The organism is Mucilaginibacter lappiensis (assembly GCF_050433765.1).
Classification (GTDB): Bacteria; Bacteroidota; Bacteroidia; order Sphingobacteriales; family Sphingobacteriaceae; genus Mucilaginibacter; species Mucilaginibacter lappiensis_A.
In genome coordinates, this window is record NZ_JBNPWP010000001.1 from 511,204 (window position 1) to 536,304 (window position 25,101).

General features: G+C 39.5%; 29 protein-coding genes. 18 read left to right on the forward strand and 11 right to left on the reverse strand.

From position 1 onward, the window contains the following. Window positions 1–210 precede the first annotated feature (210 nt). The 5 genes from kaiC (at window position 211) to M2273_RS02195 (ending at window position 5,145) form a co-directional block, all read left to right on the forward strand. Window positions 211–1,956 carry a circadian clock protein KaiC gene (kaiC, locus tag M2273_RS02175; protein WP_429392420.1) on the forward strand — a complete coding sequence of 582 codons (1,746 nt, stop codon included), beginning with the start codon at window positions 211–213 and terminating at the stop codon, window positions 1,954–1,956. After that, window positions 1,956–2,243: a circadian clock KaiB family protein gene (locus tag M2273_RS02180; RefSeq protein ID WP_429392424.1), complete on the forward strand. Its 288-nt coding sequence runs from the start codon at window positions 1,956–1,958 to the stop codon at window positions 2,241–2,243. Before kaiC ends, M2273_RS02180 begins: the two co-directional genes overlap by 1 nt. Before the next feature lie 10 nt (window positions 2,244–2,253). Further along, complete coding sequence (locus M2273_RS02185; protein WP_429392427.1) at window positions 2,254–2,580, forward strand: circadian clock KaiB family protein; 327 nt, start codon at window positions 2,254–2,256, stop codon at window positions 2,578–2,580. A gap of 8 nt (window positions 2,581–2,588) precedes the next feature. Further along, entirely contained in the window at window positions 2,589–4,253 is a 1,665-nt protein-coding gene (locus tag M2273_RS02190; RefSeq protein ID WP_429392429.1) for a PAS domain-containing sensor histidine kinase, read from the forward strand. Window positions 4,254–4,368: 115 nt separating this feature from the next. Continuing rightward, window positions 4,369–5,145, forward strand: coding sequence for an enoyl-CoA hydratase/isomerase family protein (locus M2273_RS02195; protein WP_429392431.1), 777 nt, complete (start codon window positions 4,369–4,371; stop codon window positions 5,143–5,145). Window positions 5,146–5,234: 89 nt separating this feature from the next. Here M2273_RS02195 and M2273_RS02200 read toward each other — a convergent pair whose 3' ends face one another. From M2273_RS02200 to M2273_RS02210, 3 genes are all read right to left on the reverse strand, one after another. Continuing rightward, window positions 5,235–5,492: a hypothetical protein gene (locus tag M2273_RS02200; protein WP_429392434.1), complete on the reverse strand. Its 258-nt coding sequence runs from the start codon at window positions 5,490–5,492 to the stop codon at window positions 5,235–5,237. 250 nt (window positions 5,493–5,742) lie between these two features. Then, on the reverse strand, window positions 5,743–6,039 hold the full coding sequence (locus tag M2273_RS02205) for a chaperone modulator CbpM (protein ID WP_429392436.1): 297 nt from the start codon (window positions 6,037–6,039) through the stop codon (window positions 5,743–5,745). Window positions 6,040–6,055: 16 nt separating this feature from the next. Beyond that, window positions 6,056–6,955: a DnaJ C-terminal domain-containing protein gene (locus M2273_RS02210; protein ID WP_429392438.1), complete on the reverse strand. Its 900-nt coding sequence runs from the start codon at window positions 6,953–6,955 to the stop codon at window positions 6,056–6,058. 131 nt (window positions 6,956–7,086) lie between these two features. Here M2273_RS02210 and M2273_RS02215 point away from each other — a divergent pair, with 131 nt between their 5' ends. The 3 genes from M2273_RS02215 to M2273_RS02225 all read left to right on the forward strand — a co-directional run bounded on the left by M2273_RS02215 (window position 7,087) and on the right by M2273_RS02225 (window position 8,664). After that, entirely contained in the window at window positions 7,087–7,689 is a 603-nt protein-coding gene (locus M2273_RS02215; protein ID WP_429392440.1) for a hypothetical protein, read from the forward strand. Window positions 7,690–7,766: 77 nt separating this feature from the next. Beyond that, window positions 7,767–8,102, forward strand: a complete 336-nt coding sequence (locus M2273_RS02220) for a cupin domain-containing protein (RefSeq protein ID WP_429392443.1) — start codon at window positions 7,767–7,769, stop codon at window positions 8,100–8,102. A 52-nt stretch (window positions 8,103–8,154) separates the two neighbouring features. Continuing rightward, a complete protein-coding gene (locus M2273_RS02225; protein ID WP_429392445.1) occupies window positions 8,155–8,664 on the forward strand; it encodes a GNAT family N-acetyltransferase in 510 nt (169 codons plus the stop codon). On the opposite strand, the gene M2273_RS02230 is transcribed toward M2273_RS02225, so the two are convergent. Both M2273_RS02230 and M2273_RS02235 read right to left on the reverse strand, forming a co-directional pair. Continuing rightward, window positions 8,661–9,290, reverse strand: coding sequence for a CatA-like O-acetyltransferase (locus M2273_RS02230; RefSeq protein WP_429392448.1), 630 nt, complete (start codon window positions 9,288–9,290; stop codon window positions 8,661–8,663). The two genes, M2273_RS02225 and M2273_RS02230, sit on opposite strands and share 4 nt — an antisense overlap. Then, on the reverse strand, window positions 9,287–9,976 hold the full coding sequence (locus M2273_RS02235) for an HAD family hydrolase (protein WP_429392450.1): 690 nt from the start codon (window positions 9,974–9,976) through the stop codon (window positions 9,287–9,289). The genes M2273_RS02230 and M2273_RS02235 overlap by 4 nt, the downstream gene beginning before the upstream one ends. Window positions 9,977–10,176: 200 nt before the next feature. On the opposite strand from M2273_RS02235, the gene M2273_RS02240 reads away from it, so the two are divergent. After that, window positions 10,177–10,536, forward strand: a complete 360-nt coding sequence (locus M2273_RS02240; RefSeq protein WP_429392452.1) for a DUF1493 family protein — start codon at window positions 10,177–10,179, stop codon at window positions 10,534–10,536. Window positions 10,537–10,687: 151 nt separating this feature from the next. On the opposite strand, the gene M2273_RS02245 is transcribed toward M2273_RS02240, so the two are convergent. Both M2273_RS02245 and M2273_RS02250 read right to left on the reverse strand, forming a co-directional pair. After that, a complete protein-coding gene (locus M2273_RS02245) occupies window positions 10,688–10,909 on the reverse strand; it encodes a PspC domain-containing protein (protein WP_429392454.1) in 222 nt (73 codons plus the stop codon). Window position 10,910: 1 nt separating this feature from the next. Further along, window positions 10,911–12,197 (reverse strand): DUF2851 family protein, encoded by a 1,287-nt coding sequence (locus tag M2273_RS02250; protein ID WP_429392456.1) that lies wholly within the window; start codon window positions 12,195–12,197, stop codon window positions 10,911–10,913. A gap of 186 nt (window positions 12,198–12,383) precedes the next feature. On the opposite strand from M2273_RS02250, the gene M2273_RS02255 reads away from it, so the two are divergent. After that, complete coding sequence (locus M2273_RS02255; RefSeq protein WP_429392459.1) at window positions 12,384–13,688, forward strand: MFS transporter; 1,305 nt, start codon at window positions 12,384–12,386, stop codon at window positions 13,686–13,688. Between the two features lie 178 nt (window positions 13,689–13,866). Next, on the forward strand, window positions 13,867–14,943 hold the full coding sequence (locus tag M2273_RS02260) for a M20 family metallo-hydrolase (RefSeq protein WP_429392462.1): 1,077 nt from the start codon (window positions 13,867–13,869) through the stop codon (window positions 14,941–14,943). Window positions 14,944–15,067: 124 nt separating this feature from the next. Here the strand turns inward: M2273_RS02260 and M2273_RS02265 are convergent, their stop codons facing one another. Next, window positions 15,068–15,784 (reverse strand): ZIP family metal transporter, encoded by a 717-nt coding sequence (locus M2273_RS02265; protein WP_429392464.1) that lies wholly within the window; start codon window positions 15,782–15,784, stop codon window positions 15,068–15,070. Beyond that, window positions 15,784–16,347: a phosphatase PAP2 family protein gene (locus M2273_RS02270; RefSeq protein WP_429392467.1), complete on the reverse strand. Its 564-nt coding sequence runs from the start codon at window positions 16,345–16,347 to the stop codon at window positions 15,784–15,786. The genes M2273_RS02265 and M2273_RS02270 overlap by 1 nt, the downstream gene beginning before the upstream one ends. A gap of 319 nt (window positions 16,348–16,666) precedes the next feature. Between M2273_RS02270 and glmM the strand changes: the two genes are divergently transcribed. The 3 genes from glmM (at window position 16,667) to M2273_RS02285 (ending at window position 20,025) form a co-directional block, all read left to right on the forward strand. Beyond that, entirely contained in the window at window positions 16,667–18,055 is a 1,389-nt protein-coding gene (gene glmM, locus M2273_RS02275) for a phosphoglucosamine mutase (protein ID WP_429392469.1), read from the forward strand. A 101-nt stretch (window positions 18,056–18,156) separates the two neighbouring features. Next, window positions 18,157–19,293 (forward strand): cysteine desulfurase family protein, encoded by a 1,137-nt coding sequence (locus tag M2273_RS02280; protein ID WP_429392472.1) that lies wholly within the window; start codon window positions 18,157–18,159, stop codon window positions 19,291–19,293. Between the two features lie 252 nt (window positions 19,294–19,545). After that, window positions 19,546–20,025, forward strand: coding sequence for a hypothetical protein (locus tag M2273_RS02285; protein WP_429392474.1), 480 nt, complete (start codon window positions 19,546–19,548; stop codon window positions 20,023–20,025). Window positions 20,026–20,400: 375 nt separating this feature from the next. On the opposite strand, the gene accD is transcribed toward M2273_RS02285, so the two are convergent. After that, the gene (accD, locus tag M2273_RS02290) at window positions 20,401–21,246 is read right to left on the reverse strand and encodes an acetyl-CoA carboxylase, carboxyltransferase subunit beta (protein WP_429393989.1); all 846 of its coding nucleotides are present in this window, start codon (window positions 21,244–21,246) and stop codon (window positions 20,401–20,403) included. 209 nt (window positions 21,247–21,455) lie between these two features. Here accD and fbaA point away from each other — a divergent pair, with 209 nt between their 5' ends. From fbaA to M2273_RS02310, 4 genes are all read left to right on the forward strand, one after another. Further along, window positions 21,456–22,535, forward strand: a complete 1,080-nt coding sequence (fbaA, locus tag M2273_RS02295) for a class II fructose-bisphosphate aldolase (protein WP_429392476.1) — start codon at window positions 21,456–21,458, stop codon at window positions 22,533–22,535. Between the two features lie 84 nt (window positions 22,536–22,619). Continuing rightward, entirely contained in the window at window positions 22,620–23,141 is a 522-nt protein-coding gene (locus M2273_RS02300) for a low affinity iron permease family protein (RefSeq protein WP_429392479.1), read from the forward strand. Then, entirely contained in the window at window positions 23,083–23,514 is a 432-nt protein-coding gene (locus tag M2273_RS02305; protein WP_429392481.1) for a GNAT family N-acetyltransferase, read from the forward strand. The genes M2273_RS02300 and M2273_RS02305 overlap by 59 nt, the downstream gene beginning before the upstream one ends. Window positions 23,515–23,641: 127 nt before the next feature. Continuing rightward, window positions 23,642–24,205 carry a hypothetical protein gene (locus tag M2273_RS02310; RefSeq protein WP_429392483.1) on the forward strand — a complete coding sequence of 188 codons (564 nt, stop codon included), beginning with the start codon at window positions 23,642–23,644 and terminating at the stop codon, window positions 24,203–24,205. Window positions 24,206–24,322: 117 nt separating this feature from the next. Here M2273_RS02310 and M2273_RS02315 read toward each other — a convergent pair whose 3' ends face one another. Then, window positions 24,323–25,099: a DNA-formamidopyrimidine glycosylase family protein gene (locus M2273_RS02315; RefSeq protein WP_429392486.1), complete on the reverse strand. Its 777-nt coding sequence runs from the start codon at window positions 25,097–25,099 to the stop codon at window positions 24,323–24,325. Window positions 25,100–25,101 lie beyond the last annotated feature (2 nt).

Sequence of the window (25,101 nt, forward strand, 5' to 3'; positions counted from 1 at the left end):
GGTATGCCCAAAATTATGGTATCTAAATTTTGAATATGAATTTATTATTGAACACAAAATCAATATTAACTGTTGCGTTAATACTGCTATGATAAATTTATATATGTAAAACAATTTGGGCCAGATGAGTATTTATTAACCATTTAGTATGAAAAATAACCTGCTATTTGATTACCCGGTTATTCAATATTGATAAAACATTTGTTTACAATGACCAAATCTCATAAAAAACAACAACACGATAATAGCATAATGCTACCAAAAACACCCACTGGAATCACCGGGTTGGATGAAATAACCAGTGGTGGTTTACCCAAAGGCAGGCCTACACTTATTTGTGGTGAAGCAGGCTGTGGTAAAACGTTAATGTCGCTTGAATTTATAATACGAGGGGCCATTATGTTTAATGAACCTGGGGTTTTTATGGCTTTTGAAGAAAAGGCCGAAGAATTAGCCATGAATGTTGCTTCACTTGGTTTCGACCTGCATAAATTACAGGCCGAAAATAAAGTAAAACTGGATCATGTGCGTATTGACCGCAGTGAAATTGAAGAAACCGGCGAGTATGATCTGGAAGGTTTGTTTATAAGACTGGGTTATGCGATTGATAGTATCGGCGCAAAAAGAGTGGTATTGGATACGCTTGAAAATCTCTTTTCGGGTTTATCGAACCAAATCATATTACGTGCGGAGCTGCGCAGGCTATTTAGTTTTTTAAAAACCAAAGGTGTTACCGCCATAATAACTGGCGAAAAAGGAGATGGTAATTCATTAACCCGCCAGGGATTAGAAGAATATGTATCTGATTGCGTGATATTACTTGACCATCGTGTTATTAATCAAATATCAACACGCAGGTTACGCGTAGTTAAATACCGGGGGTCGCAACATGGCACCAATGAATACCCATTTTTAATTGATGAGGATGGCATTTCAGTATTACCGGTTACCTCCTTGAAATTAGAAAAAGAGGTATCATCAAAACGGGTATCATCAGGTATTCCGGCGTTAGATAATATGCTGGGAGGCAAAGGCTTTTTTAAAGGGAGCAGTGTTTTAGTTTCGGGTACGGCCGGCACAGGTAAAACAAGCTTAGCGGCTTATTTTGCAAATGAAACCTGCAAGCAGAATAAAAGATGCCTGTATTTTGCCTTTGAAGAGTCACCGAAACAAATCATCCGCAACATGAAGTCTATTAATGTAGACCTGAAGCAATATATTGATAATGGTTTGCTGCAATTTTATGCCTCGCGCCCAACATTGTACGGATTGGAGATGCATCTGGTGTCCATGTATAAAATCATAAAAAAATTTAAACCCGAAGCTATAATTCTTGATCCTATAACCAACCTCATAACCGTGGGCTCGGTGAGTGAAGTAAAATCAATGCTGGTACGATTGATTGATTTTTTACAGGAAGAACAAATTACGGTGATGTTTACAGCGCTTTCTTTGAACACTATAGTGAGTGAACAAACTGATGAGGGAGTATCATCATTGGTAGATGCATGGCTTTTGGTAAGAGATATTGAGTATAACGGGGAACGAAACCGGGGAATGTATATCATGAAGTCGCGGGGAATGAAACACTCCAACCAGGTGCGTGAATTTATTATAACGGATAAAGGGCTTGATCTGGTTGACGTTTATTTGGGCCCGGAAGGTGTACTTACCGGATCGGCAAGGGAAGCTCAAAAATTAAAAGAGAAAGCCGGAGTTGCCCTGCGTGATTTTGCAGTATCACGCAAAGACAAGGAAATTATACGCAAACGTAAAATGTTGGAATCAAAAATATCAAATCTGCAGGCTGAGTTTGAGTCGGCAGAAGAGGAATTGAATAAAATTTATATTGAAGAGGAACTGAAACAGGGGATACTCGAAAAAAATCGGGAGGATATCACGAATATGAGGAAGGGACTCATGTTTACTGAAAATAATATCAAGAATAAAAAGTAATGGAAGAAGAAATAATAAGCTATGAACTAAGATTATACATTGCCGGCAAAACTGCAAAATCAGTTAGCGCGCTGACTAATCTTAAGAAGTATTGCGAGGAACATTTAAAAGGACAATATACCATTGAAGTGATTGACTTATTAGTTAAACCACAATTGGCCGAAGGTGATCAGATATTTGCTATACCAACATTGGTACGAAAAGTGCCTGAACCTATCCGGAAAATAATTGGAGATCTGTCTAACGAAGAAAAAGTATTGGTGGGTTTAAATATTCTCCCGCGTTAAATTATAAACAATGTCTGAACAAGATCAGTTGCCTTTATCCGAAAATAATGTTATGAATGAACATGAACAACATGTTTATCAGTTACGCTTATTTGTTACCGGGGCCTCACCAAACTCGTCACGCGCCATATCTAACTTAAAGGCTATTTGTGAGATACATTTAAAGGGTAATTATAATTTGGAAATTATTGATGTTTATCAGCAGCCTTTAATTGCCGAGCGCGAACAGATCATTGCATTACCCATGCTGATCAAAAGGGCGCCAGGAATGGAACGAAGATTGATAGGTGATATGTCAGACGTTAACAAGGTATTAAGAGGACTTGGGTTACAATAGAAAACTAAATGGAACTGGCTAAATATACATATGAAGAGTTATTGAATCAAAATAACGAACTCCAGGTGCAGTTGGAGGAGGCTAATGATACTATTGAAGCCATACGCAATGGCCAGGTTGACGCGATTATTGTTAAGGGTAATGATGGCCACCAGTTGTATACCCTTAAAACCGCCGACCAAACTTACCGTGTTTTTATTGAAAAAATGAATCAGGGTGCAGTGACCCTAAACCGCAATGGTATTATTCTTTACAGTAATTCGCGTTTTGCTGCCATGATGAATTTATCACTCGAAAAAGTGATTGGTTTAAATTTTGAAACATTTATCCCTGAAATATCATTGGTAACGTTTAACGAATTGATACATAAAGGCTGGAGCGAAGATTGCAATGGAGAAATACTGCTTGTCGATAAAAAACTTCAATTAACTCCTTGTTTGCTATCATGCACCACTCTTGATCTGGACGAAGGCACGGCCTTAAGTCTTATTCTAACCGATCTGACAAGTCAAAAGGAGGCTGAATGGGAGTTAAAAGTAAAAAATGAACAGTTATTAGCAGCCCAAAATGCTGCTGAAATACTGAATAATGAATTGGAATATACCGTTAGAGAGCGCACCAGCGATTTGCTGATAAGCAGGGAGCACTTTAAACTATTAGCTAATAACATCCCGCAAATGACCTGGACAAACTTGCCGGGTGGTGAAGTTAACTTTTATAACCAGCAATGGTACAATTATACTGGCAGTCATTATGGCGAAACAATTGGTTGGGGTTGGCAACAAGTGATACATCCTGATGATATACAAAATACAATAGACAGGTATGTTACATCATTAAAAACGGGCAATGTTTTTGAGGTTGAAAACCGTTACAAAAGGTGGGATGGTGCTTATCGCTGGCATTTAAACAGAGCTATACCGTTAAGGGACGATAAAGGAAATATAATTTTTTGGGTTGGTACTGCTACTGATATTGAGGATCAGAAAAGGGAAATGGATCGCAAGGATGAATTTATCGGGATAGCAAGCCACGAGCTTAAAACGCCATTAACCAGTTTAAAAGGGTATTTGCAACTTATAACATCCTATAAAAAAGAAGAGGTTCCACCTGTTGTTAAACAATATATTGAAAAAGCCATTGTGGCTATTAATAAATTGCAACGTCTTGTGAATGACTTGCTCGATGTAAGTAAAATACAAGCCGGACGATTAGAATATGCTTTAGACGAAGTGAATATATCTGATTTGATGGGGCTTGTTATAGAAAATGCCCGGCATATTTACCCCCTTTATGAGTTTGATAACCAATCGCAACCCGAGCTTCGTGTTCAGGGGAATGCCGAACGGCTGGAACAGGTATTAATGAATTTTATTAATAATGCTGTAAAATACTCGCAGGATAATAAACAGATCATCCTTAAAACAGCTGTGCAGGATAATATAGTGCGTGTATCAGTGACCGATTTTGGGATAGGTTTATCCGAAGAACAAATAGACAGGATATTTGAACGGTTTTACAGGGTTGAGGATAAAAAATTTATGACCAGCGGTCTTGGAATGGGACTTTATATCAGCACAGAGATCATCAATAACCATCAAAGTAAAATAATGGTTCAAAGTGAATTGGGTAAGGGTGCCACCTTTTATTTTGATTTGCCATTAATACCTTAAAAAAGCTTTGGTTTTTAAGCCATTTTAAACGAAAATTGCAGGTAAGCTAAATACTTCTGATATTGATCGATGTTGGTTTTTTAGTGATCAAACCCATTCAAATAAACCCTTAATTATGCCTGCTATCGATAACGGAAATATATCTTTTGAAAAAAGCACAAATGGTGTAGCAACTATTAGTTTCTATCACCCCGCCCAAAACTCACTGCCTGCCAGTCTTTTAAATGAGCTTACTCAAAATATTATACAGACCGGTGAAGATAAGGAAGTGAGGGTAATTGTGCTTAAAAGCGGAGGCGAGCGTACTTTTTGTGCTGGTGCCAGCTTTGATGAGCTTGTTCAGATCAAAGATAAAGAGGCGGGGGCATTATTCTTCTCAGGCTTTGCCAAAGTGATCAATGCTTGTCGTAAATCGCCTAAAATAGTGATAGTCCGTGTTCAGGGTAAAGCGGTAGGTGGTGGGGTTGGTCTTGCAGCCGCGGCAGATTATTGCCTGGCAACTCAATTTGCCTCTATCAAATTAAGCGAACTGGCTATAGGTATAGGGCCGTTTGTTATATCGCCGGCAGTAACACGCAAAATCGGTCTGCCAGCCTTTTCACAGCTTACCATCAGGGCTTCAGATTTTCAAACAGCAGAATGGGCCTGCGATAAAGGTTTATACAACGAAGTATATGAGGATATTACTGAGCTTGACGCAGCGCTTGATGAGCTTACTCAAAAACTGGCTTCTTATCACCCCGATGCGCTTACTGGCTTAAAGCAAATATTATGGGAAGGCACCGAAGATTGGGACGAGTTATTAACCCAGCGGGCCGCAATTAGCGGCGAACTTGTACTATCGGCTTTTACCCAGCAGGCTTTGCAGGGCTTCTTGAGCGGCAACAGATAAGTTTATATCAGGAACTGATAGCTTAGATGCAGTTAAAATATAAAAAGCTCGTCCGGTATACATTGGGCGAGCTTTTTATATTTTAATTATTACCAATGCCTGTAATGGCGGTGAACACGATAGTAAGCAGGACGGTAGTAATAACGGGCTGGATAATACGGCCGACCATAATAAACCGGACGACTGTAGTAAGTATAAGCTGGATAATCATTTACCACAATTACCCTGTGATGCGGATAGTGGTAACCATAACCAAATGAGGCACCGATAGATATGCTTTGGGCTTTCGCAAATTGAACTGAAAATAACAGTGCACAAGCTATAATTGAAAATTTGATCAGTTTCATAAATCGAAATTTAAGTTAGTACTGTAGTTCATTTATACTTGTATGACTGTAAATCCCGTTTTGGGTTTAATATATCATACATCAATACTAATCAGAATTTTGTTTTCATATCAACCCATGATCTTGAGTTGGCCGAATTATTGGGTAAGGATTTTGCTAATTAGGCAAGAGCCTGGTGTTTGATTATAAGCTAAAGGAAGGTCTGCAAAAAGCAGAAATGGGATGCCTTGAATTATGGAATAGACTGTTACTATTCTTCATCTTCATATAATCGCAGTTTGTTTTTTAAATTGCGCATATCTTCCTGCATACTCTCAACCCTGTCTAACAAATAAGTTATAGCTTCAATGCCAGCTACGTTAATATCCAACTGGTACAGGTTGATGAGTTTTTCGAGCTTTTGCAGTTCCGTTTGGGGAATAAATGTAGTTTCATTAATCACCGTAATCTCAACTAACCCAGCTTCTTGCAACGACTTTATAAAGGTATACTCTATATTATGGTACGAACAAAATTCACTGGCTGTTATTAAATTTACTGTTTTCATGTTCTTTAAATTTATATCAGGACTGTGGTAGTTTTTTTAGTTCTTCAAATAGCTGTTTTTGTTTTTCTGTAAGATTTACCGGCATTTGTATATCATAGGTAAGATATAGGTCACCAAACTCATTATCTTTTTTGTAAGCGGGTAAGCCTTTGCCCTTTAGCTTTACTTTGGCGCCATTCTGTGTTTCGGGGTTTACCTTAACTTTAACTTTTCCTGTTAGGGTTTCGGCTGTTATTTCTCCGCCAAGTACGGCAGTATAAAGGTCAAGTTTTACATGAGCATACAAATTGCGGCCATCCCGTTTAAAACGTGCATCATCAGAGATGTGGAATTTAATATAAAGATCACCCGCCGGGCCGTTATTTACACCCGGCCCGCCATGGCCAGATATTTTTATAGTTTGCCCGTTCTCAATCCCAGCCGGAACGGTAATACGAAGATTTTTACCATTAACCGTTATTGTTTGCTTTTGGGTTTCGGCGATATCCTGCAGGTTTAAATGTAACTCCGCATTATAATCCTGACCACGGTATTTAGTTTGCCTGCTGCCACCTCCGCCAAACATCGATTTAAAGAAATCAGAGAAATCGCCACCCCCAAAACGTTCAGCGTCACTAAAGCCACCGAAACTTCCGGCATCGCCATAATTGTTTTGCTGTTGCTGCCGGGCTTGCTGTTCGTAAGCTTCGCCATGCTGCCAGTTTTCGCCATACTTATCGTACTTTTTGCGCTTTTCCGGATCGCTCAATACTTCATTAGCTTCGTTCAGTTCCTGAAACTTTTTATGAGCCTCTGCATTATTAGGGTTAAGGTCGGGATGGTATTTACGGGCCAGCTTACGGTAGGCATTTTTTATATCTTTATCCGAAGCGGTTTTAGTTAAGCCCAGTGTTTTATAATAATCGATAAAAGCCATAACTATATAATAGTGTATATTGTTAACCCTTAAATATACAGCTTAGTTTTGTGTAGTAGAGATTTTTAATAGTTGTACATCAGTGTAACCTTAACCAAAACAGGATAGTCATAATTTGCAAAACCCTGATTATGAAAGCAACTGCAGACTTACTACAAGCAAAGCTACTTGGATTATCCTCAATTATAGCCCCGATATTATTTGGTGCATCTACATTTTTTTGGCAAGACGGAGAGTATGGCGTTACAGCTGCCACCATATTGGCTTTATCAATGGTGTTTTGGGTGCCCGCGTTAACCACACTTTTTGGCTTATTAAAAAATGAAATGCCTTATTATTATTTAATAGGTTTATTTATAGCTATTTATGGTTGTTGCATGGGAGGCATTGGTTTTGGTTTGCTTGGCTATTTCTCTACCGTATTTAACATATCGCATCAAACATATCTTAAAATTTTAGCTCAATACCCTATTAGTTCTGGTGTGCTGCTTTTTTGGGCAGGGCCGTTGTTTCCATTAAGCTTACTTGTATTGGGTATAAATTTGATCGTAAAAAAGGCAGTGGAAAATTGGCTGGGTATTTTACTTTGTTTAGGGGCTATAGCTTTTCCATTAAGCAGGATATCAAGAATTGAATCAATAGCCCATACTGCCGATTTGTTGCTGGCCATTCCGTTTATTGTTGTAGGTTTTCGTTATTTAACTAAGGCAAACCAAATAAATATTACAAACTAAAAATAGTAACCACACGGTTAGACGTAATTTTTTTACTTTTACGCTGAAGCCAGCTTTAAAAGCTTTATAATATTACTATGGATAACCAGGTTTTTAATCAATTTGCAGATATCGAAACCAAAGAGATAGCCCCCGGCTTTTTCTCTAAAATAATACATACCGAAAATAATACCATTAATTTTATCGAGGTAAAAGCAGGCTGTGTATCAGCCTTGCACCAGCATATAAATCATCAATGTGCGTTTGTTATCGAAGGTAAATTTGAGCTCACTGTTGATGGTGTATTGAAGATATTGGATACAGGCACATACGCGGTTATACCACCCAATGTTATTCACGGTGGCAGAGCTATTACTGATTGCAAACTGATTGACATATTTGATCCGGTACGTGAAGACTTTAAGCTGCTGTAACTTTTTTTGATACAGCCAAAATAGTAAGTTTGCCGGCCCAATGATAAAATATATGCCAATCACCAAAGCTACCCTTGCGGATGTGCCCGAACTGAACGTTTTAATTAACAACGCTTATCGTGGCGAAGAGTCAAAAAAAGGCTGGACAACAGAGGCCGATCTGATTGACGGGACCAGAATAGACGAAGCCGCGCTGATCGAATACTTTAGTAATGAAGCGATCACCATCCTGAAATATGTTGACGATCATGGGCTAATAACAGGATCTGTTTACCTGGAAATTAAAGGGCCTAAGTTGTACCTGGGTATGTTCAGTGTATCGCCGGTATTACAGGGGAAAGGAGTGGGACGGGCCCTGCTTGAGGAAGCTGAAGCAATTGCAAAGCAGTTGAATTGTCATACCATTACCATGACTGTGATCAGCAGCCGTACAGAGCTAATCAGTTGGTACGAGCGCCGGGGTTATGCTTTTACCGGCGAGATCCAGCCGTTTCATCATCATGGCCGTTTTGGAGAACCTAAACAAGTAATAGAACTGATGGTGTTGGAAAAGGCGGTTTAGCTACCATCATTCATTAGTTCCTGAAAACGATCAATATATTGCCCTATGTGCAAGCCATCAACCAATGCGTGGTGTACGTGAATAGAAACCGGCATGGTTCTTTTGCCACTGTTTTCGGTCATTTTACCAAATGATATCTTAGGACAGCTATCCGGAAAAGAAAAACCCCGCGCATGCGATATACTCGTGAAATTGATCCATGGCAAAGATGAAAAATGAACGATATCATTATCAAGCTTTGGTGCGAAGAGGGTCGTGGTATTTTGTACACGTTCAATTTCTTTTTTCGCACCAATCATAAATTCATGGAACAATGGATGATAGTCAATATAAGAGAATCCAAACGTGCCATTGCTGCGGCCGATGGTGGGTCCGGCGTTTATCTGATCGTAAATAATTACATCATCACCATCAATACGGTATTTGAATGGTTCAAGATCATTAACGACGGTTAATGATTTGTGCAGGTAATACAGGAAAAATGATACGCCGTTCTGTTTGGCCAAACTATAAGCCGCAGTACAATCAATATTTACAACAACACCATAAAAAGGCTCCTCAAAGTTTTTGAAAAAATTAAAATGCTCTTTACGGATCCAGGTATCAATGTTTAATTTTTGTTTCATGCAAGTATATAAGGCAAAATTTCATTAAGGGACTCTGCCTGTTTAAAATTATCGTGGGTTAAATTGGTTTCTATATGTTCATGAGCCCAGGTGGTATGAAACGGGATATGAATAGCATGACCACCTATATTTAAAACCGGCATCACATCTGATTTTAAGGAGTTGCCTACCATCAAAAACTCCCCGGGGTTAATATCCAGATGTTTTATCAACTTTATATAATCATCTTCCCGTTTATCAGACATGATCTCGATATGGTGAAAATAGTGCGACAACCCTGATTTTTTTAGTTTGCGTTCCTGATCAAGCAAGTCGCCTTTGGTAGCTACCACCAGCCTGTAATGTTGTTTTAAGGTTTCGAGCACATTATCCACGCCATCCAATAGCTCAATGGGTTCATTAAGCATCTCCTTGCCATATTCCAGGATTAGTTCAATAGCTGCCATGCCTATCTTTTTATCAGATATTTTTAATGCGGCTTCAATCATGCTCAGGATATATCCCTTTATGCCATATCCATAGAGTGATAAATTCTCTATCTCGATCTTAAAGAGTTCGTTGGATATCGTATGCTGGGGTAAAAAATCTTCGAGCAAGCTGCAAAACTTTTTTTCGGTATTTAAAAAATACGGTTCGTTCACCCATAAGGTATCATCGGCATCAAACGCTATAACTTTTAATTCCATATGCTTTTATTAACAGAGTACAATAATAATCATACGGCTTTAATTATGCGGAATAAAGGTTAACAGCCTGGTTGAACTTTAGTTGTTTATTTATTGATTATTGGTGTAACCTTTTTTTTAAAATAATGTATCTACAGATGCAACCTAATTTTTAAAACTGCGTCATATACATTAAATGATCAAAACTTCATTCGTTTAAAATGGAAGAGATACTGCCACCCTTAAAGGAATTTATAGTTGATTATTGCAACCGCTATAAACTGCATCATGTTGATCCTGGTAGTTTAAGTCTGGATACCAGCATTGATCTTGATCTGGATATATTTGATATTGAGATAGATCTTTTTCTGGCTGATTTTGCCGACCAGTTTAAGATTGATCAATCTAAATTTACCTGGTATAAGTATGGTTACCCTAAAGGATCAACCCGGGTACGCATGATAAAAATAATGTTCGGCTATAACAGTACCTGGGTAAAACAACTGGCCCAATATTGTTATAAACCAAAATTCAAAGTACGTAACCTGCAGGATGCTGTAATGACGGGAAGATTGTTGTAAGTTCTGTTGTCGGTTTCGGGGAGCGAGGTTCGGGTTTGAAAGTCTCAGGGAAATGACAGTTAATTCAGTCAAAAATTACGATAATCCCCTTAACCCTAAAATCAAGATTCAAGCAAATCAACGCAATCATTTCATCAAAAAAAATCAGCGGTCAAAGATCTGTAACCCTGGTATGGTTACGCTTAACATAATTGCGAATATCTAATACGATGCCGGCAAAGAAATAGAATATAAGTGGGAAACCCACTGCAAGAAACGAAGAGTAGATAAAGAATAACCTGATCTTCGCGATAGAAATATTGAATCTTTCGCCAAGATAGGTGCATACACCGAAGGAGTACCGTTCAAAAAAAGTAATTATTCTTTGTAGCATGTCAGGCCAGTTTTAGTATCTTATTACCAACGCCGCACTGAAGGCATTTCTTATAATTACAATAATTATTTTTCAACTCCAGCAGCGCCTGCGACTCAAATGCATTGTTAATTTTCAGCCCTAAGGTAACAAAATCTTCGGTAATATTGTTCTGTTCGGGTGGTAAATTTTCCAATAATTTTAAACTGCGGCTTATATAATACTGCTGTTGGTGCTGTTTGCCATAGCTAAACAGGAATAATGCCAGTGTGTTTATCAATAATATATCGATAGACGAAGCTCCCAAAGTTTTGGATGAAGGCTTTGAAGGTACATCAAAACGATAATGATCATCCCAATAATCATTTACTTTTATGGAGGTAAATAAGGCACGCAAGGCATTGATGTCCTTTATCTCTAATATTTTGGAGAACAAATGGTTTGATTGTACAATAAGCGCCGCGAATTGGGCCAGTCTTATAGTAGGGAAGTTTTGGGGCCGCAGTCGCATAAACTTCCACAAATGGTTTTCAATGGGTTTAAGGCTGTACTTTTTCCGCAAAAAATTGTATTCCTTTTTTAATTTAAGCGGATACTCGTCCTTAAGCTCAGCTTCCAGAAAACCCGCCTGTCCAAATATCATGGCCTCAATTTGCATAGAGTTATTCTTGTGTTTGGCCAGGGTAAGCTGTGGCAATGATTTGGCCATCAGTTCAAAAGGTAGAGCGTTGGTTTTAAAACCAAAATTTGCTGCCAGGAATTGGTAAAATGTTTCTTCCCAATCGCCCCGGTTAATGGTAAGCGTATCAATAACTGCTGCCGAACGCTTTTCCAGGCGCTCCACTAAAACACGGGTAAGCCAGTTCTGCATGATCAGGCCATCAATACCAGCTATGCTGCTTTCGCAGGGAATTATACTCTGGTTGCCAAAAACCATTTGGTGATAACGGTTATACAGCTCGGCAGGTACACGATCTTTTAGTTGTAAAGTAGGCACTTTGCGGCCATTGGGCAATACAAGCGGGGCATCATTACGATAAACCACATGCAGTATTATATTTTCATAAGCATTGTCGGTAGTATGTCCGTGCTTTTGCCAGTCAGAAGCAGAAAGATGAACTTCCACATTACCCGCCCAAACGGTTTCGCCTATCCTGATGCGGGCATTATGAAAGTCGGGCCCGGAATCGGTATTGTGCATTCCTACCGATAATATCTCCAACTCTTCCCCATCATCGGTTTGCAAGCCAATACGGTCAAACAACCTGAATTTCCAAACGTAATGCAAAAAGTCTTCGGTGAAAAGCATGAAACAAGGTAGGTATTTTGACTGTTGATTTAAATGATTTTTTGATTTTTAGCTATCGTTAATTTTCAATGGTGCTTAAGAAGGCTTTGCCGTTTGGTTGATTTGACCTATACAATCAACCTCGGTCTTAATAAATTAAAATTATCTCTTACTTTTATCATCAAATATTCAATATCAAAATCATATATGATAGAACAGATCACAGCAATACCAAAAACAACCGGCGGACGGATCAAATCCATAATCGGCGGCTCATTAGGTAATTTGGTAGAGTGGTATGATTGGTATGTTTATACGGCTTTTTCCCTGTATTTTTCGAGCGCGTTTTTTCCTTCTGACAATCAAACTGTGCAGCTTTTAAATTCTGCTGGTATTTTTGCCATCGGTTTTTTAATGCGCCCCTTGGGCGGCTGGCTCATGGGTACCTTTGCCGATAAGCGAGGTCGTAAAACCGCGCTTACCACATCAGTATTATTAATGAGTGTTGGTTCGCTTATTATTGCTGTAACACCTGGCTACAAATCAATTGGTGTGGCTGCCCCCGCATTGTTGGTGTTTGCACGAATTATACAAGGTTTAAGTGTTGGTGGCGAATATGGCACCAGCGCTACTTATCTGAGCGAAATGGCAGGCAGGAAACACCGTGGTTTTTATTCCAGCTTTCAATACGTAACGCTTATTATGGGGCAACTGATGGCCCTTGGTGTTCTGGTATTATTGCAGCGTGTTTTTTTAACCGAACAACAACTGCACGACTGGGGTTGGCGCATTCCGTTTGGCATAGGTGCCTTTTTGGCTATTGTAACCATGTATTTACGGCGCAGCTTGCAGGAATCGGCATCCTTCAAAAATGAAGATCAAAAAGCCCGTTCCATGCAAGGTACATTAAGCGCGTTGGCCAAACATCCTAAAGCTGTATTTACGGTAATAGGACTAACGGTAGGGGGAACGCTTGCTTTTTACACGTTCACCACTTATATGCAAAAGTTTTTGGTGAACACTTCAGGATTTAGCAAAAGCAGTGCTACCCTGATATCAACCCTTACGTTGGTGGTATTTATGCTGATACAACCGGCATTTGGTTTACTGTCTGATAAAATTGGTCGCAAGCCCTTACTCATAAGCTTTGGCGTGTTGGGCACCCTCACTACCATACCCATTATGACCCTTTTAAGCGAAACTAAGGATGTTTGGGTGGCTTTTGGATTGATACTATGTGCGCTAATCATCGTAAGTGGATATACATCTATTAACGCTGTAGTAAAAGCCGAACTCTTTCCGGCCAATGTGCGTGCCTTAGGTGTGGGCTTTCCTTATGCTATTGCGGTATCAATATTTGGCGGTACAGCCGAATATATTGCCTTGTTGTTTAAGAATGAGCATCACCAACAATGGTTTTACTGGTATATTACCATTTGTATTGCGTTATCGCTTGTGTTGTATATTACGATGAACGATACCCGAAAACACTCTAAAATGGAGGATGAATAATACAAAGTATCAGGTATTTTATTTAGTATCAAGTAGTTAGTATCAAGTATAAAGATTTTTAAATCCCCGTAAAAACAAATGCAGCGGTCTTGATACTTGATACTAACTACTTGATACCAAAACCTGATACAGGTTTGAAGAAAAAAGTATTAATTTTGCCCCCTCACCATCATGGGATATGCCTACATATATGGCCGATAGCAATAATTTATTTCAACTGGCAGTTACTTTACTGCAACAATTAATATCCATACCATCTTTTAGTAAAGAGGAAGACCGTACCGCCGACCTGATCAATGAGCTTTTGCAACAGCATGGCGTCGAAACTCATCGCAAGATGAACAATATATGGGCCTGGAACAAGCATTATGATGCCAGCAAACCAACTATTTTGCTTAACTCTCATCACGATACCGTAAAACCTAACTCAGGCTATACACGTGATCCGTATGATGCCAAAATTGAAGGCGGTAAGCTTTATGGCTTAGGCAGTAATGACGCAGGCGGTTGCCTGGTATCGCTGATCGCTGTATTTCTTTATTTTCATGACAAGGAAAATTTAAAGTACAACTTTTGCCTGGCCACCACCGCCGAAGAAGAAATATCAGGTGTGAACGGCCTGGAGCTGATCATTCCTGAATTAGGGAAACTGGAATTTGGCATAGTAGGAGAGCCCACCTTGATGCAACTGGCCATCGCCGAGCGTGGCTTAATGGTACTGGATTGTGTGGCTCACGGTCGCGCTGGTCATGCCGCCCGCGAAGAAGGTGATAATGCCATTTATAAAGCATTAACTGATATTGACTGGTTCCGTAATTTTAAATTCCCAAAGGAATCCGAAGTTTTTGGGCCGATAAAAATGTCGGTTACCATTATCAATGCCGGTTCGCAGCATAACGTGGTACCAGCAAGCTGCACCTTTACTGTTGATGTAAGGGTTACTGATGCCTATCGTAATGAAGAAGTGCTGGAAATCATCCGCGAACATGTAAGCTGCGATGTTAATCCGCGTTCTATCCGGTTAAAACCATCATCCATACCCAAAGAACACCCTATAGTACAGGCCGGTATTGCTTTAGGAAGGACAACCTATGGTTCGCCAACCACCTCCGACCAATCGTTGCTGGATATTCCATCTATTAAAGTTGGCCCCGGTGATTCCGCACGGTCACATACTGCTGATGAGTTTGTTTATGTTGATGAGATACGGGAAGGGATTGATCTGTATATTAAAATGCTGGAAAGTATAAATTGATATAAAAGATAAATGTCATTTCGACCATCGGGAGAAATCTTATACATTGGGCATACCAGCGTACAAGATTTCTCCTCGTACCTCGTTCGAAATGACAGAGGTGATGACAATTTCTTAAAACCTTCTACAGTTCTCCAACAAACCCAGCCAGCGCTATAGCCACACCCAACAACACAGCGATCATTTTACGCAGGTTAAACCGGTGATCGGCACTTGATTCAAACAGGATGGTGGTAGAGATATGTAAAAATATACCGATAACCACGCCCATAATACGGTTAAAGTAATGCTGTAAATTACCTATGTCACCATTACTAAGCGCAGTGCTGAAAAAATATCCGGCAGGGGCCATCACCGCAAACAGGGTAACAAAGATGATTGTGTTCCTTTTACTTTGTCTGTTGGTTAAAAGTACCGTAGCCAGTGCAAAGGCTGCCGGTATGTGGTGAAGGGCTATACCATAAACCAGTTGATCCTGGTTGCCTTGTGCAAGCGGCATCCCTTCTAAAAAAGCGTGCAGGCATAAGCTAACCATAATACCCAGCGGAAACACCACCAGATCATGTTTAGGTTTATGCATGTGCCCGTGCTCAATGCCATCTGAAAACTGTTCAAGTACTATCTGGAACAAAAAACCGCCGAGTATAAAAACACCCACCCAATTGTCATTACCATGATAAGCATCAGGTATTAAATGCAATACGGTTATAGCAAACAGGTATGCCCCACTGAATGAAAGTACCAATTTCAGGGTTTTATGATTATCACCCCTGAAGAAAAACACAGATGTGCCGCCGCAAAAGGCACTAAAAAACAATAAAATAATTTTCCAGGAAGCCATTAAAAAGTAGGTTGTAATTTTTTAAATATATAGGCAAACAGTGTGCCTGTAAGTGCACCATAAAGCGCGCCGCAAACCACATCAACAGGGAAGTGCACACCAACATATACCTGGGCAAAACTAATAGCACCGGCCCACAGTATAGCCCAAAACCATATCCAGCGCCATTTTTTAAAGAAAACAAGGCTTAAAAATATAGCCATAGCAAAATGATCAGTAGCATGGGTTGAAGGAAAACTATAGCCCAGGCCACAGGGCACACGGCTGATATCGGTTTGAGAAACAACGAGGTCACGACAGGGCCTTAACCTTTTTACATTGTATTTAATAATGCTGGCGCTGGTAAAATCGGCAAAGCCTGCTGTTAAAGCCAGTAATACAATAATAATGGCGCCCTGTTTTTTGTAACGGTATATGCAAAAACCAATAATGAAGATATATAAAGGGATCCAAAACTTGGGGTTACGTAAAAGTGGCATGATCCAATCAAAAAACGAGTTTGACAGATCATGGTTAATGAAATAGAATAAATGCCGGTCGAGTTGTAAAAGTTGGTCAGGCATTGGTGTTTTTTAAGTAAATATTGAGGATTGGCAATTTGATATTCAACTTTAATTGTCAAAGGTATCAATTACTTTAAAACAACATTTATATAGCAAGGTTAATGGTTATAAATACTTCAATAATTTACAATTAGAATACATATTGTAGCTTTGTTGCATTTAGGTTTGTGTCTGTAAATATGATAATGAAAGCATTCATAAACAAACGTTTGCGTAATAAAATTCCATATAAAAGTGGCTGTAAGCTACAAATTGTACACATTTATACATAGCTTATCAGTTAAATATTTTTACTTTTGCCTCACCAAACAAAATAACTTTGACACTCATAAAATCTATCTCGGGGATACGCGGTACCATAGGCGGTGCTGTTGGCGATGGCTTAACACCATTGGATATTGTAAAATTCACATCGGCTTACGGAGCCTGGGCCGTACAAAAATCAGGTATTAAAAAAATTGTTGTAGGTCGCGACGCACGTATTTCGGGTGTTATGGTGAACAACCTGGTTGTGGGTACATTACAGGGGCTGGGTATTGATGTGATAGATCTTGGTTTATCGACAACACCAACTGTTGAAGTTGCCGTTACCGGCGAAAAAGCCGCGGGAGGTATTATACTTACTGCAAGCCATAACCCCAAGCAATGGAACGCGCTTAAACTATTAAACGCCGCCGGTGAATTTATAAGTGACGCGGATGGTAAAGAAGTGCTTGAAATGGCCGAAAACAGTGATTTTAAGTACGCCGATGTAAACGACTTGGGTAAGGTTACGCTTGATAACAGCTGGTTGCAAAAACATATTGACCTGATACTGGCATTGCCATTGGTTGATGTGGTAGCTATAAAAAAGGCTGATTTTAGTGTTGTAATTGATTGTGTTAACTCAACAGGTGGTATTTTTGTACCCGCTTTGCTCAAAGCATTGGGCGTTGAAACAGTTCATGAACTGTACTGTGAGCCTGATGGTAACTTTCCGCATAATCCCGAGCCTTTACCAGAAAACCTTACTGCACTATCAAAAGAAGTGCTTGCTAAAAGAGCTCATTTAGGTATAGCGGTTGATCCTGATGTTGACCGGCTTTGCTTTGTTTGCGAAGACGGAAATATGTTTGGCGAAGAGTATACCTTAGTGACCGTGGCCGATTATGTTTTGCAAAACAATAAAGGTAATACCGTATCAAACCTTTCATCAACCCGGGCTTTGCGCGATGTTACGGAGAAAGCCGGTGGCGAATATCATGCAGCCGCAGTAGGAGAGGTGAATGTGGTGAATAAGATGAGAGAAGTTAACGCTGTGATAGGCGGCGAAGGTAATGGCGGGGTGATATATCCCGAATTGCATTACGGGCGCGATGCATTGGTGGGTATCGCTTTGTTTTTAACCCAGCTGGCTAAGTATGGCAAATCCGTTTCAAGTTTGCGTATGTCATATCCAGGTTATTTTATATCGAAAAATAAAATAACGTTAACGCCAGAAATGGATATAGATGCGCTTTTAAGCAAGGTAGAGGATAAATACAGTAAACAACCGCATAGTACTATTGACGGGCTTAAAATAGAATTTGACAAAGAATGGGTACATTTGCGCAAGTCAAATACCGAGCCTATCATCAGGATATACTCTGAGGGTAATTCAGAAACGGTTGCAAATGGCCTGGCAAATAAAATAATTGCCGATATAAAAGAAATTTTAAAAGTGAATTAATTATTGAATTATTGGGTTATCGAATTATCGATTTAATAGTTCTTTAATCCTTAAAAAAAACAATAATTCAATCATTCACTAATTCAATAATGATAAAAAAGATGCGTGTTTACTTTGATAATGCTGCCACTACACCGATTGATCCGGAGGTTTTAAAAGAAATGTATAAGGTTATGGAAAACCATTTTGGTAACCCTTCATCTATCCATTCGCATGGCCGCGAGGCAAGAACACTGATTGAAAGGGCACGCAAAACGGTAGCGAATTTACTACATACATCACCGGCCGAGATATTTTTTACTTCAAGCGGTACCGAAGCTGATAATACAGCCATCCGTTGTGGCATTGTTGATCATCAAATTACACACGCCATAACCAGCCGGATAGAACACCATGCGGTGATCCACACGCTGGAAGCAATGGAAAAGTCGGGTATCATTAAACTGAGCTTTGTTAACGTTGACGGCAAGGGTAATATTGATTATGACCACCTGGAAACATTGTTAAAAGATAATGAGCGCAGTTTTGTATCTATCATGCATGCCAATAACGAAATTGGCACCCTTTCAGACATGCAGCGCATTGGTGATATTTGCGAAGCATATAATGCCATTTATCATTGTGATACAGTGCAAACCATGGGGCACTATCAACACGATTTGAGTAAACTTAAAACTCATTTTTTGGTTTGTGCCGGGCATAAGCTCCACGGACCAAAAGGGGTTGGCTTTTTGCATGTTAATCATCGCATTAAAATAAAACCGTTTATTTACGGTGGTGCCCAGGAACGTAACATGCGTGGTGGTACCGAAAATATTTATGGTATTGTGGGCCTTGCAAAAGCGCTTGAAATGGCCTATGCTGAAATGGAGCAGCACCAAAAGCACATTCAGGGGTTAAAATCATATATGATGGGCAAGTTAACCGATCAGATACCCGGTATTAACTTTAACGGTGAAACAGATGCCGATAAAAGCCTTTATACCGTACTGAACGTTGCCTTCCCCGAAATGGAAATGGGTGATATGTTACTATTTAACCTGGATATTGCCGGTATTTCGGCCTCTGGCGGCAGTGCATGCAGCTCAGGTACCGATATTGGATCTCACGTGCTTACCGCAATTGGTGCAAGTGCTTCAAGACCATCAGTCAGGTTCTCCTTTTCAAAATACAACACTAAAGAAGAGGTTGATTATACCGTAGCCAAAGTACGTGAACTTTGCCCGGTGAACGCATAAGCATTGCTGATATTTTAATCTCTCCCTTACAACTTGTTAAAGACTTACGGAATTTTTAAAATTTCGTAAGTCTTTTTTTTGAACTTTAGCGACGTCATTTCATTTCTTCAGGGTTCCCAGGATTTTAAATGACAAACTCTTGCTTTTATGCTTATTATTTATTAAGTTAGAAATTAATTTTCTTATTTCGATAAAATAAAAACAATACAGCAATCCCATAGGTTTATTGGTTAACAGATAAAACTAAAACCTATGATGACTAATAATGAAGAAGCCTGGGATCCCCGGGATAATAATCGTAACGATTTCGACAATACAGCCAACTCATTCGCGGGGCAAAATGAAGACGCCTTTGCAAACAGTGATCTTGATGATGATGAATTAAAAGATGACGATGGGGATTATGATAATGACCTGAAACCAACTTATAGCCAGGACGACCTGGATGATGAAGACGAAGATAACGGGCCAATTGAGCTACCCGATGAAGGAGATGATAATGAAATACCTGAAGAGGGCGAATCTGAAGGCTCAGGTTATCCCAGACAGACAGAAGTGAATCAGCCTGAAGAAGGGGCCAATACCTCGTACAGTGAGCAAAATGATGTAACACCACCCAATAAAAAGGAATTTCCATCAGAGGGACCTTCTAAAGCCGATTTTGAAAGCCGTCCGCATGGGCGTACCACCGGCCGCATGATTGGTCATGAACCGGGTACAGAGGGCATATGATAATTTTATTTAATTGGATGTCTGTTAAAATTTGAGTAAATTAGATATCTATTAAACCAAAATATAGGAGGATAGCGTGATGAACGATTATTGGCAACCTACCCGAAAACAGGGTGGTAGCAAGCGAATATGGGAAAGTAACAGAAATGTTGGTACAAGTATGAATCAAAGTACACATTGTCTTGAAAGGAACGGACCTAATAGAGAAAATCTGAAAGTCCTGCATTCGGATGGTAGCCTTGCCGATCTTCCAGATCAGAATGTGGAGGGTGGTGGCGCACTGGAAGGAACAGTAGGACTTGGAACTTAACGTTCGTTATAAATAAAAAAAGCGCAGGGATAAATCCTGCGCTTTTTTTATTTATAGTATATGGATTAACTGGCCATCATCTTTATAAACGAAGCCAGTTTTTCTTTCATTTCTCTACGGTCAACTATAAAATCAAGAAAGCCGTGTTCCTGAACAAACTCAGCAGTTTGGAACCCCTTAGGCAAATCTTTTTTAATAGTCTCCTTAATTACCCTTGGGCCGGCAAAACCTATCAATGCACCAGGTTCGGCAATATTAATATCGCCCAGCATAGCATATGATGCAGTAACACCACCGGTGGTAGGGTCGGTTAATAAAGATATGTACGGTATTTTAGCTTGTGATAGCAAAGCCAGCTTTGCAGATGTTTTAGCCATCTGCATTAAAGAGAACGCGGCTTCCATCATCCTTGCTCCGCCAGATTTTGATATCATCAGGAACGGAACTTTATGGGCAATACAGTAATCAATTGACCGTGCAATTTTTTCGCCTACTACTGATCCCATCGAACCACCTATGAAATTAAAATCCATACAGGCAATTACCAGGTCCTGTCCATCTATTTTACCAGCACCAGCACGTATAGCATCTTTTAACCCGGTTTTAAATTGGGTTTCAATTAGCCTGTCAGTATATTTTTTTGTATCCTCAAAATGCAGTGGGTCGCCAGATGTAAGATTGGCAAACAACTCCGTAAATTCGTTATTATCAAATAGTACCGCAAAATATTCTTTTGAACCGATACGCAGGTGATAGCCACAGTAATGGCAAACATATTGATTCTCAACCTGCTCAGAATAATGCAGGGGTTTCTTACAATTCGGGCATTTATTCCAGATACCATCAGGGGTTTCTTTCTTTTCCTCAGTAGTCGTAATTATCCCTTTCAACTCTCGTTTAAACCACGCCATATCTATGTCTAGCTCTTTCAATTGACTACAAAGAAACAAAAAATATTAAACATGTAAGCTGTTATAAGTTATGAGTTTTATATATAAAACTATTTTTTTTCAGTAATGTGTATAATTAACGTTATGCAGAAGTTAAATCGTAACAAATAATCAGATACTTATGCCCGAAACCAAGAAATTTTATAACTTCGAGGCCCAAATAAAAGCTCATGGATTTAAAAAATTATAAAGGTGTTCTGCACGGCGATCAGGTGCAGGAACTATTTGAAGTAGCTAAAAAGCACCAGTTTGCTTTACCGGCAGTAAACGTTATTGGTACAAATACCATTAATGCAGTTATGGAAACCGCTAAGCAGGTAAACTCTCCGGTAATTATCCAGCTATCAAATGGCGGCGCACAGTTTTATGCCGGTAAATCATTGGATAATTCAAAACTTCAGGCCTGCATTTTAGGTGCGGTATCTGCAGCCAGGCACGTTCATTTACTGGCGGAGCATTATGGTATAGCGGTAATTTTACATACTGACCATGCTGCAATGAAGTTTTTACCATGGATAGATGGTTTGCTGGATCATGGCGAAAAATTCTTTGCCGAAACAGGTAAACCACTTTTTTCATCGCACATGCTTGATCTTTCAGAAGAGCCTATCGAAGAAAATATCGAAATTTCTGCAAAATACCTGGCCCGGATGGCTAAAATAGGTATGACACTGGAAATTGAATTAGGTGTAACTGGTGGTGAAGAAGATGGCGTTGACAACTCTGATGTTGATAGCTCACGTTTATATACTCAACCTGAGGATGTGGCTTATTCATATGAGCATCTTTTAAAAGTAAGCCCGCGTTTTACCGTGGCAGCTGCTTTTGGTAACGTACATGGTGTTTACAAACCAGGTAATGTTAAATTACAACCTGTTATATTGCATAACTCACAGGAGTATGTGAAAAAACAATTTGGTTTAACTGTCGAAAAGCCAATCAATTTTGTATTCCACGGTGGTTCTGGTTCAAGCCAGGAAGAGATCCGCGAAGCTATTTCATATGGTGCTATTAAAATGAATATCGACACCGATATGCAATGGGCTTACTGGGAAGGTATAAAAGATTACTACAAATCAAAAGAAGCTTATCTTCAGCACCAGATTGGTAACCCTGAAGGCGAAGATTCTCCAAACAAGAAATATTATGACCCACGTGTATGGTTGCGTAAAGGCGAAGAAACCTTTGTTAAAAGGTTAGCGGCTGCTTTTGAAGACCTTAACTGTGTTGATGTAAACAGCAAATTATAATATTCATTAAAAATTAACAAAGCGTCATTACATTTGTTGTAATGGCGCTTTGCTGTTTATACACTTTGTAATAAAGCCAAAATAATGACTCCAAAAAAGAAGAATTTGTTTGAACGGTTTGCCAACTGGGCAACCATTGCTACCGGCAGTTCTACAGCTTTTTTAACTGCTATAAGCGTTATTATTATATGGGGAGTAACCGGACCTATATTTCATTACTCCGATACCTGGCAGCTTATCATCAATACAGGTACAACTATCGTTACTTTTTTGATGGTTTTTTTGATCCAGAAATCACAGAATAAAGATTCAAAAGCCATACATTTAAAGCTCAATGAATTGCTGGCCTCCCACCAGGGTGCAAGTAACCGCATGGTTGATATTGAGGATATTACCGAAAAAGAACTTGATCAATTGCATAAGTTTTATCAGCAATTGGCTATTTTGGCCCAACAAGAAGATGATATTACCTGTACGCACTCCATTGATGCTGCCGAAGAGAATCATACCAGTAAATTAAATATACTTAAAACGAAACCACACTACAATGCCCATAAACTTAAACTTAAGAGTAGAAAAAGTAACGGCACAGGCCGACCTGGATAAAGTATTTGCCGTGAGGCGCGAAGTTTTTGTAGTGGAACAAAATTGCCCGCCAGAACTGGAGTGGGAATTTGAAGAAGAAGCCAATCATTTCCTGGCAACTGTTAATGACGAAACCGCAGGGGCCTGCCGCTGGCGAAAAACAGATAAAGGCTATAAGCTGGAGCGCTTTGCCGTGCTGCAAAAATTCAGGGGATTTGGAATAGGGCAGGCCCTGGTTCAGGCTGTTTTAAATGATCTGCCTGCTGATGCTGCTTATGTTTACCTACACGCACAAGTACAGGCCGTATCGCTGTACGAAAAATTCAATTTCGAAAAAGTGGGGGCCGAATTTGAAGAGGCCGGCATCAGGCATTATAAAATGATCAGGAAATAAAGCGGGAATTGTTTTTTTCATGCAACCAATTGGGGTATAGCGTCGTCTTGCTATTAATTAAACATATTTCATTAATAGCCTTATGATAAACCAATATTACTCTTTATCTGAAAAATTAGTTAAAAGTTTGAAGCTACTGCTTTCCTGTGTGTTTTGTTTTATTTCCTTAAATAGCTTAGCACAGGACAAGACCAAAACAATTGGTAATAAATCCCGCTCAGGAACAACCAATAATAGTTTTAATATTGTACAGGGTGGCCAGGTGGGTATAAAAATGAATGCGGGCCGTAAACCGGTTGAATTACTAAAGCTTACTTTTCATGTTGACAATTTGGGTAAGGATACCATCCCCTTTAAAGTTAATGTGTATACCATGGGTGATAAATTGCCGCAGGGTGATAACCTGGTTAAGGAAGAAATAAAAGGATCAATAGCAAGGGAAAAAGATCCCGATTCTCCGTTGACCAGTAATCAGTTGATCAGTGTTGACCTTTCACCTTATAAAATTGGGGTAAAAGGAGAGATACTGGTTTCTGTTGAGTTTTTAAGTACAATCCCCGGAAAAAACCTTGGTTTTTCGTGTGGTTTGCTAAATGGGGGCACTTATTATAAAAAGGGTCCGGATACAGAATGGAAAAAGATACCCGTAGTAGGTGCTGATTTTAATGTATTGGTGAAGAAACTAAAATAGGATAAACATGTAGTCATCCTGAACTTGTTTCAGGATCTCTCAGGATAAATACTTGCATATGGTAAAGTCTTGCCTGTGAGATGCCGAAACGAGTTCGGCATGACTTTAGGGATGGACTTAACTATACAACTCCTGCTCTTCCGTATAATATGTTTTGCGTGATCCTTCTTTAATGAGGATCTCTGCACCAGTTGGGCTGTGGGTCTTTTTCGAATTATGGATGTTCATAAAATCCCGTATCTCACCACTAATAATATCGGGGCTTGCTTTAATGATCTCTTTTTCAGCATCCTTTAACACGGTGTGGATTGATTTAACCAGCTCCTTTAGCTTATCCTGCGGTATTTTATTGCTGGCCGAAAACGGTGAAATACCCGCGTGCCATAATATCTCATCGGCATAGGCATTCCCAATGCCGCGAATGATTTTTTGATCGAGTAGTACGGTTTTAATATTGGTTTTTGTTTTTTGCAGCCGGGTGGTTAAGTAGTCGACACCTGCATCCTTTGATAAAGCATCGGGGGCATCTTTTTCTTCGGGATTTAGGGTGGGGGTGGCAATTCCCTGAAAATCTGTCAATACCAAACCTGCACCATCGCTAAAATGCAACTCAATAATGCTGTACTTATTTTCGTTTTTATCTGTAAACAAAACGAGCTTGCCATGCAGCATTAAATGTAAGGCAAGGATATCGCCCTTTGAAAATTTTAAATAAAGCTCTTTGCCTTCGCGATATACTTTATCAAGCTTTTGACCCTCAAGAGTATCCTGGAGTTGTTTGTGTGCTACGTTTAGTTTTTTAGCGTTGATAACAGCTATTTGTTTAACCGTTTTACCGGCTAATTTTTTATCAAGATTTTGGCTGAATGCTTGCAGATCGGGTAATTCGGGCATGT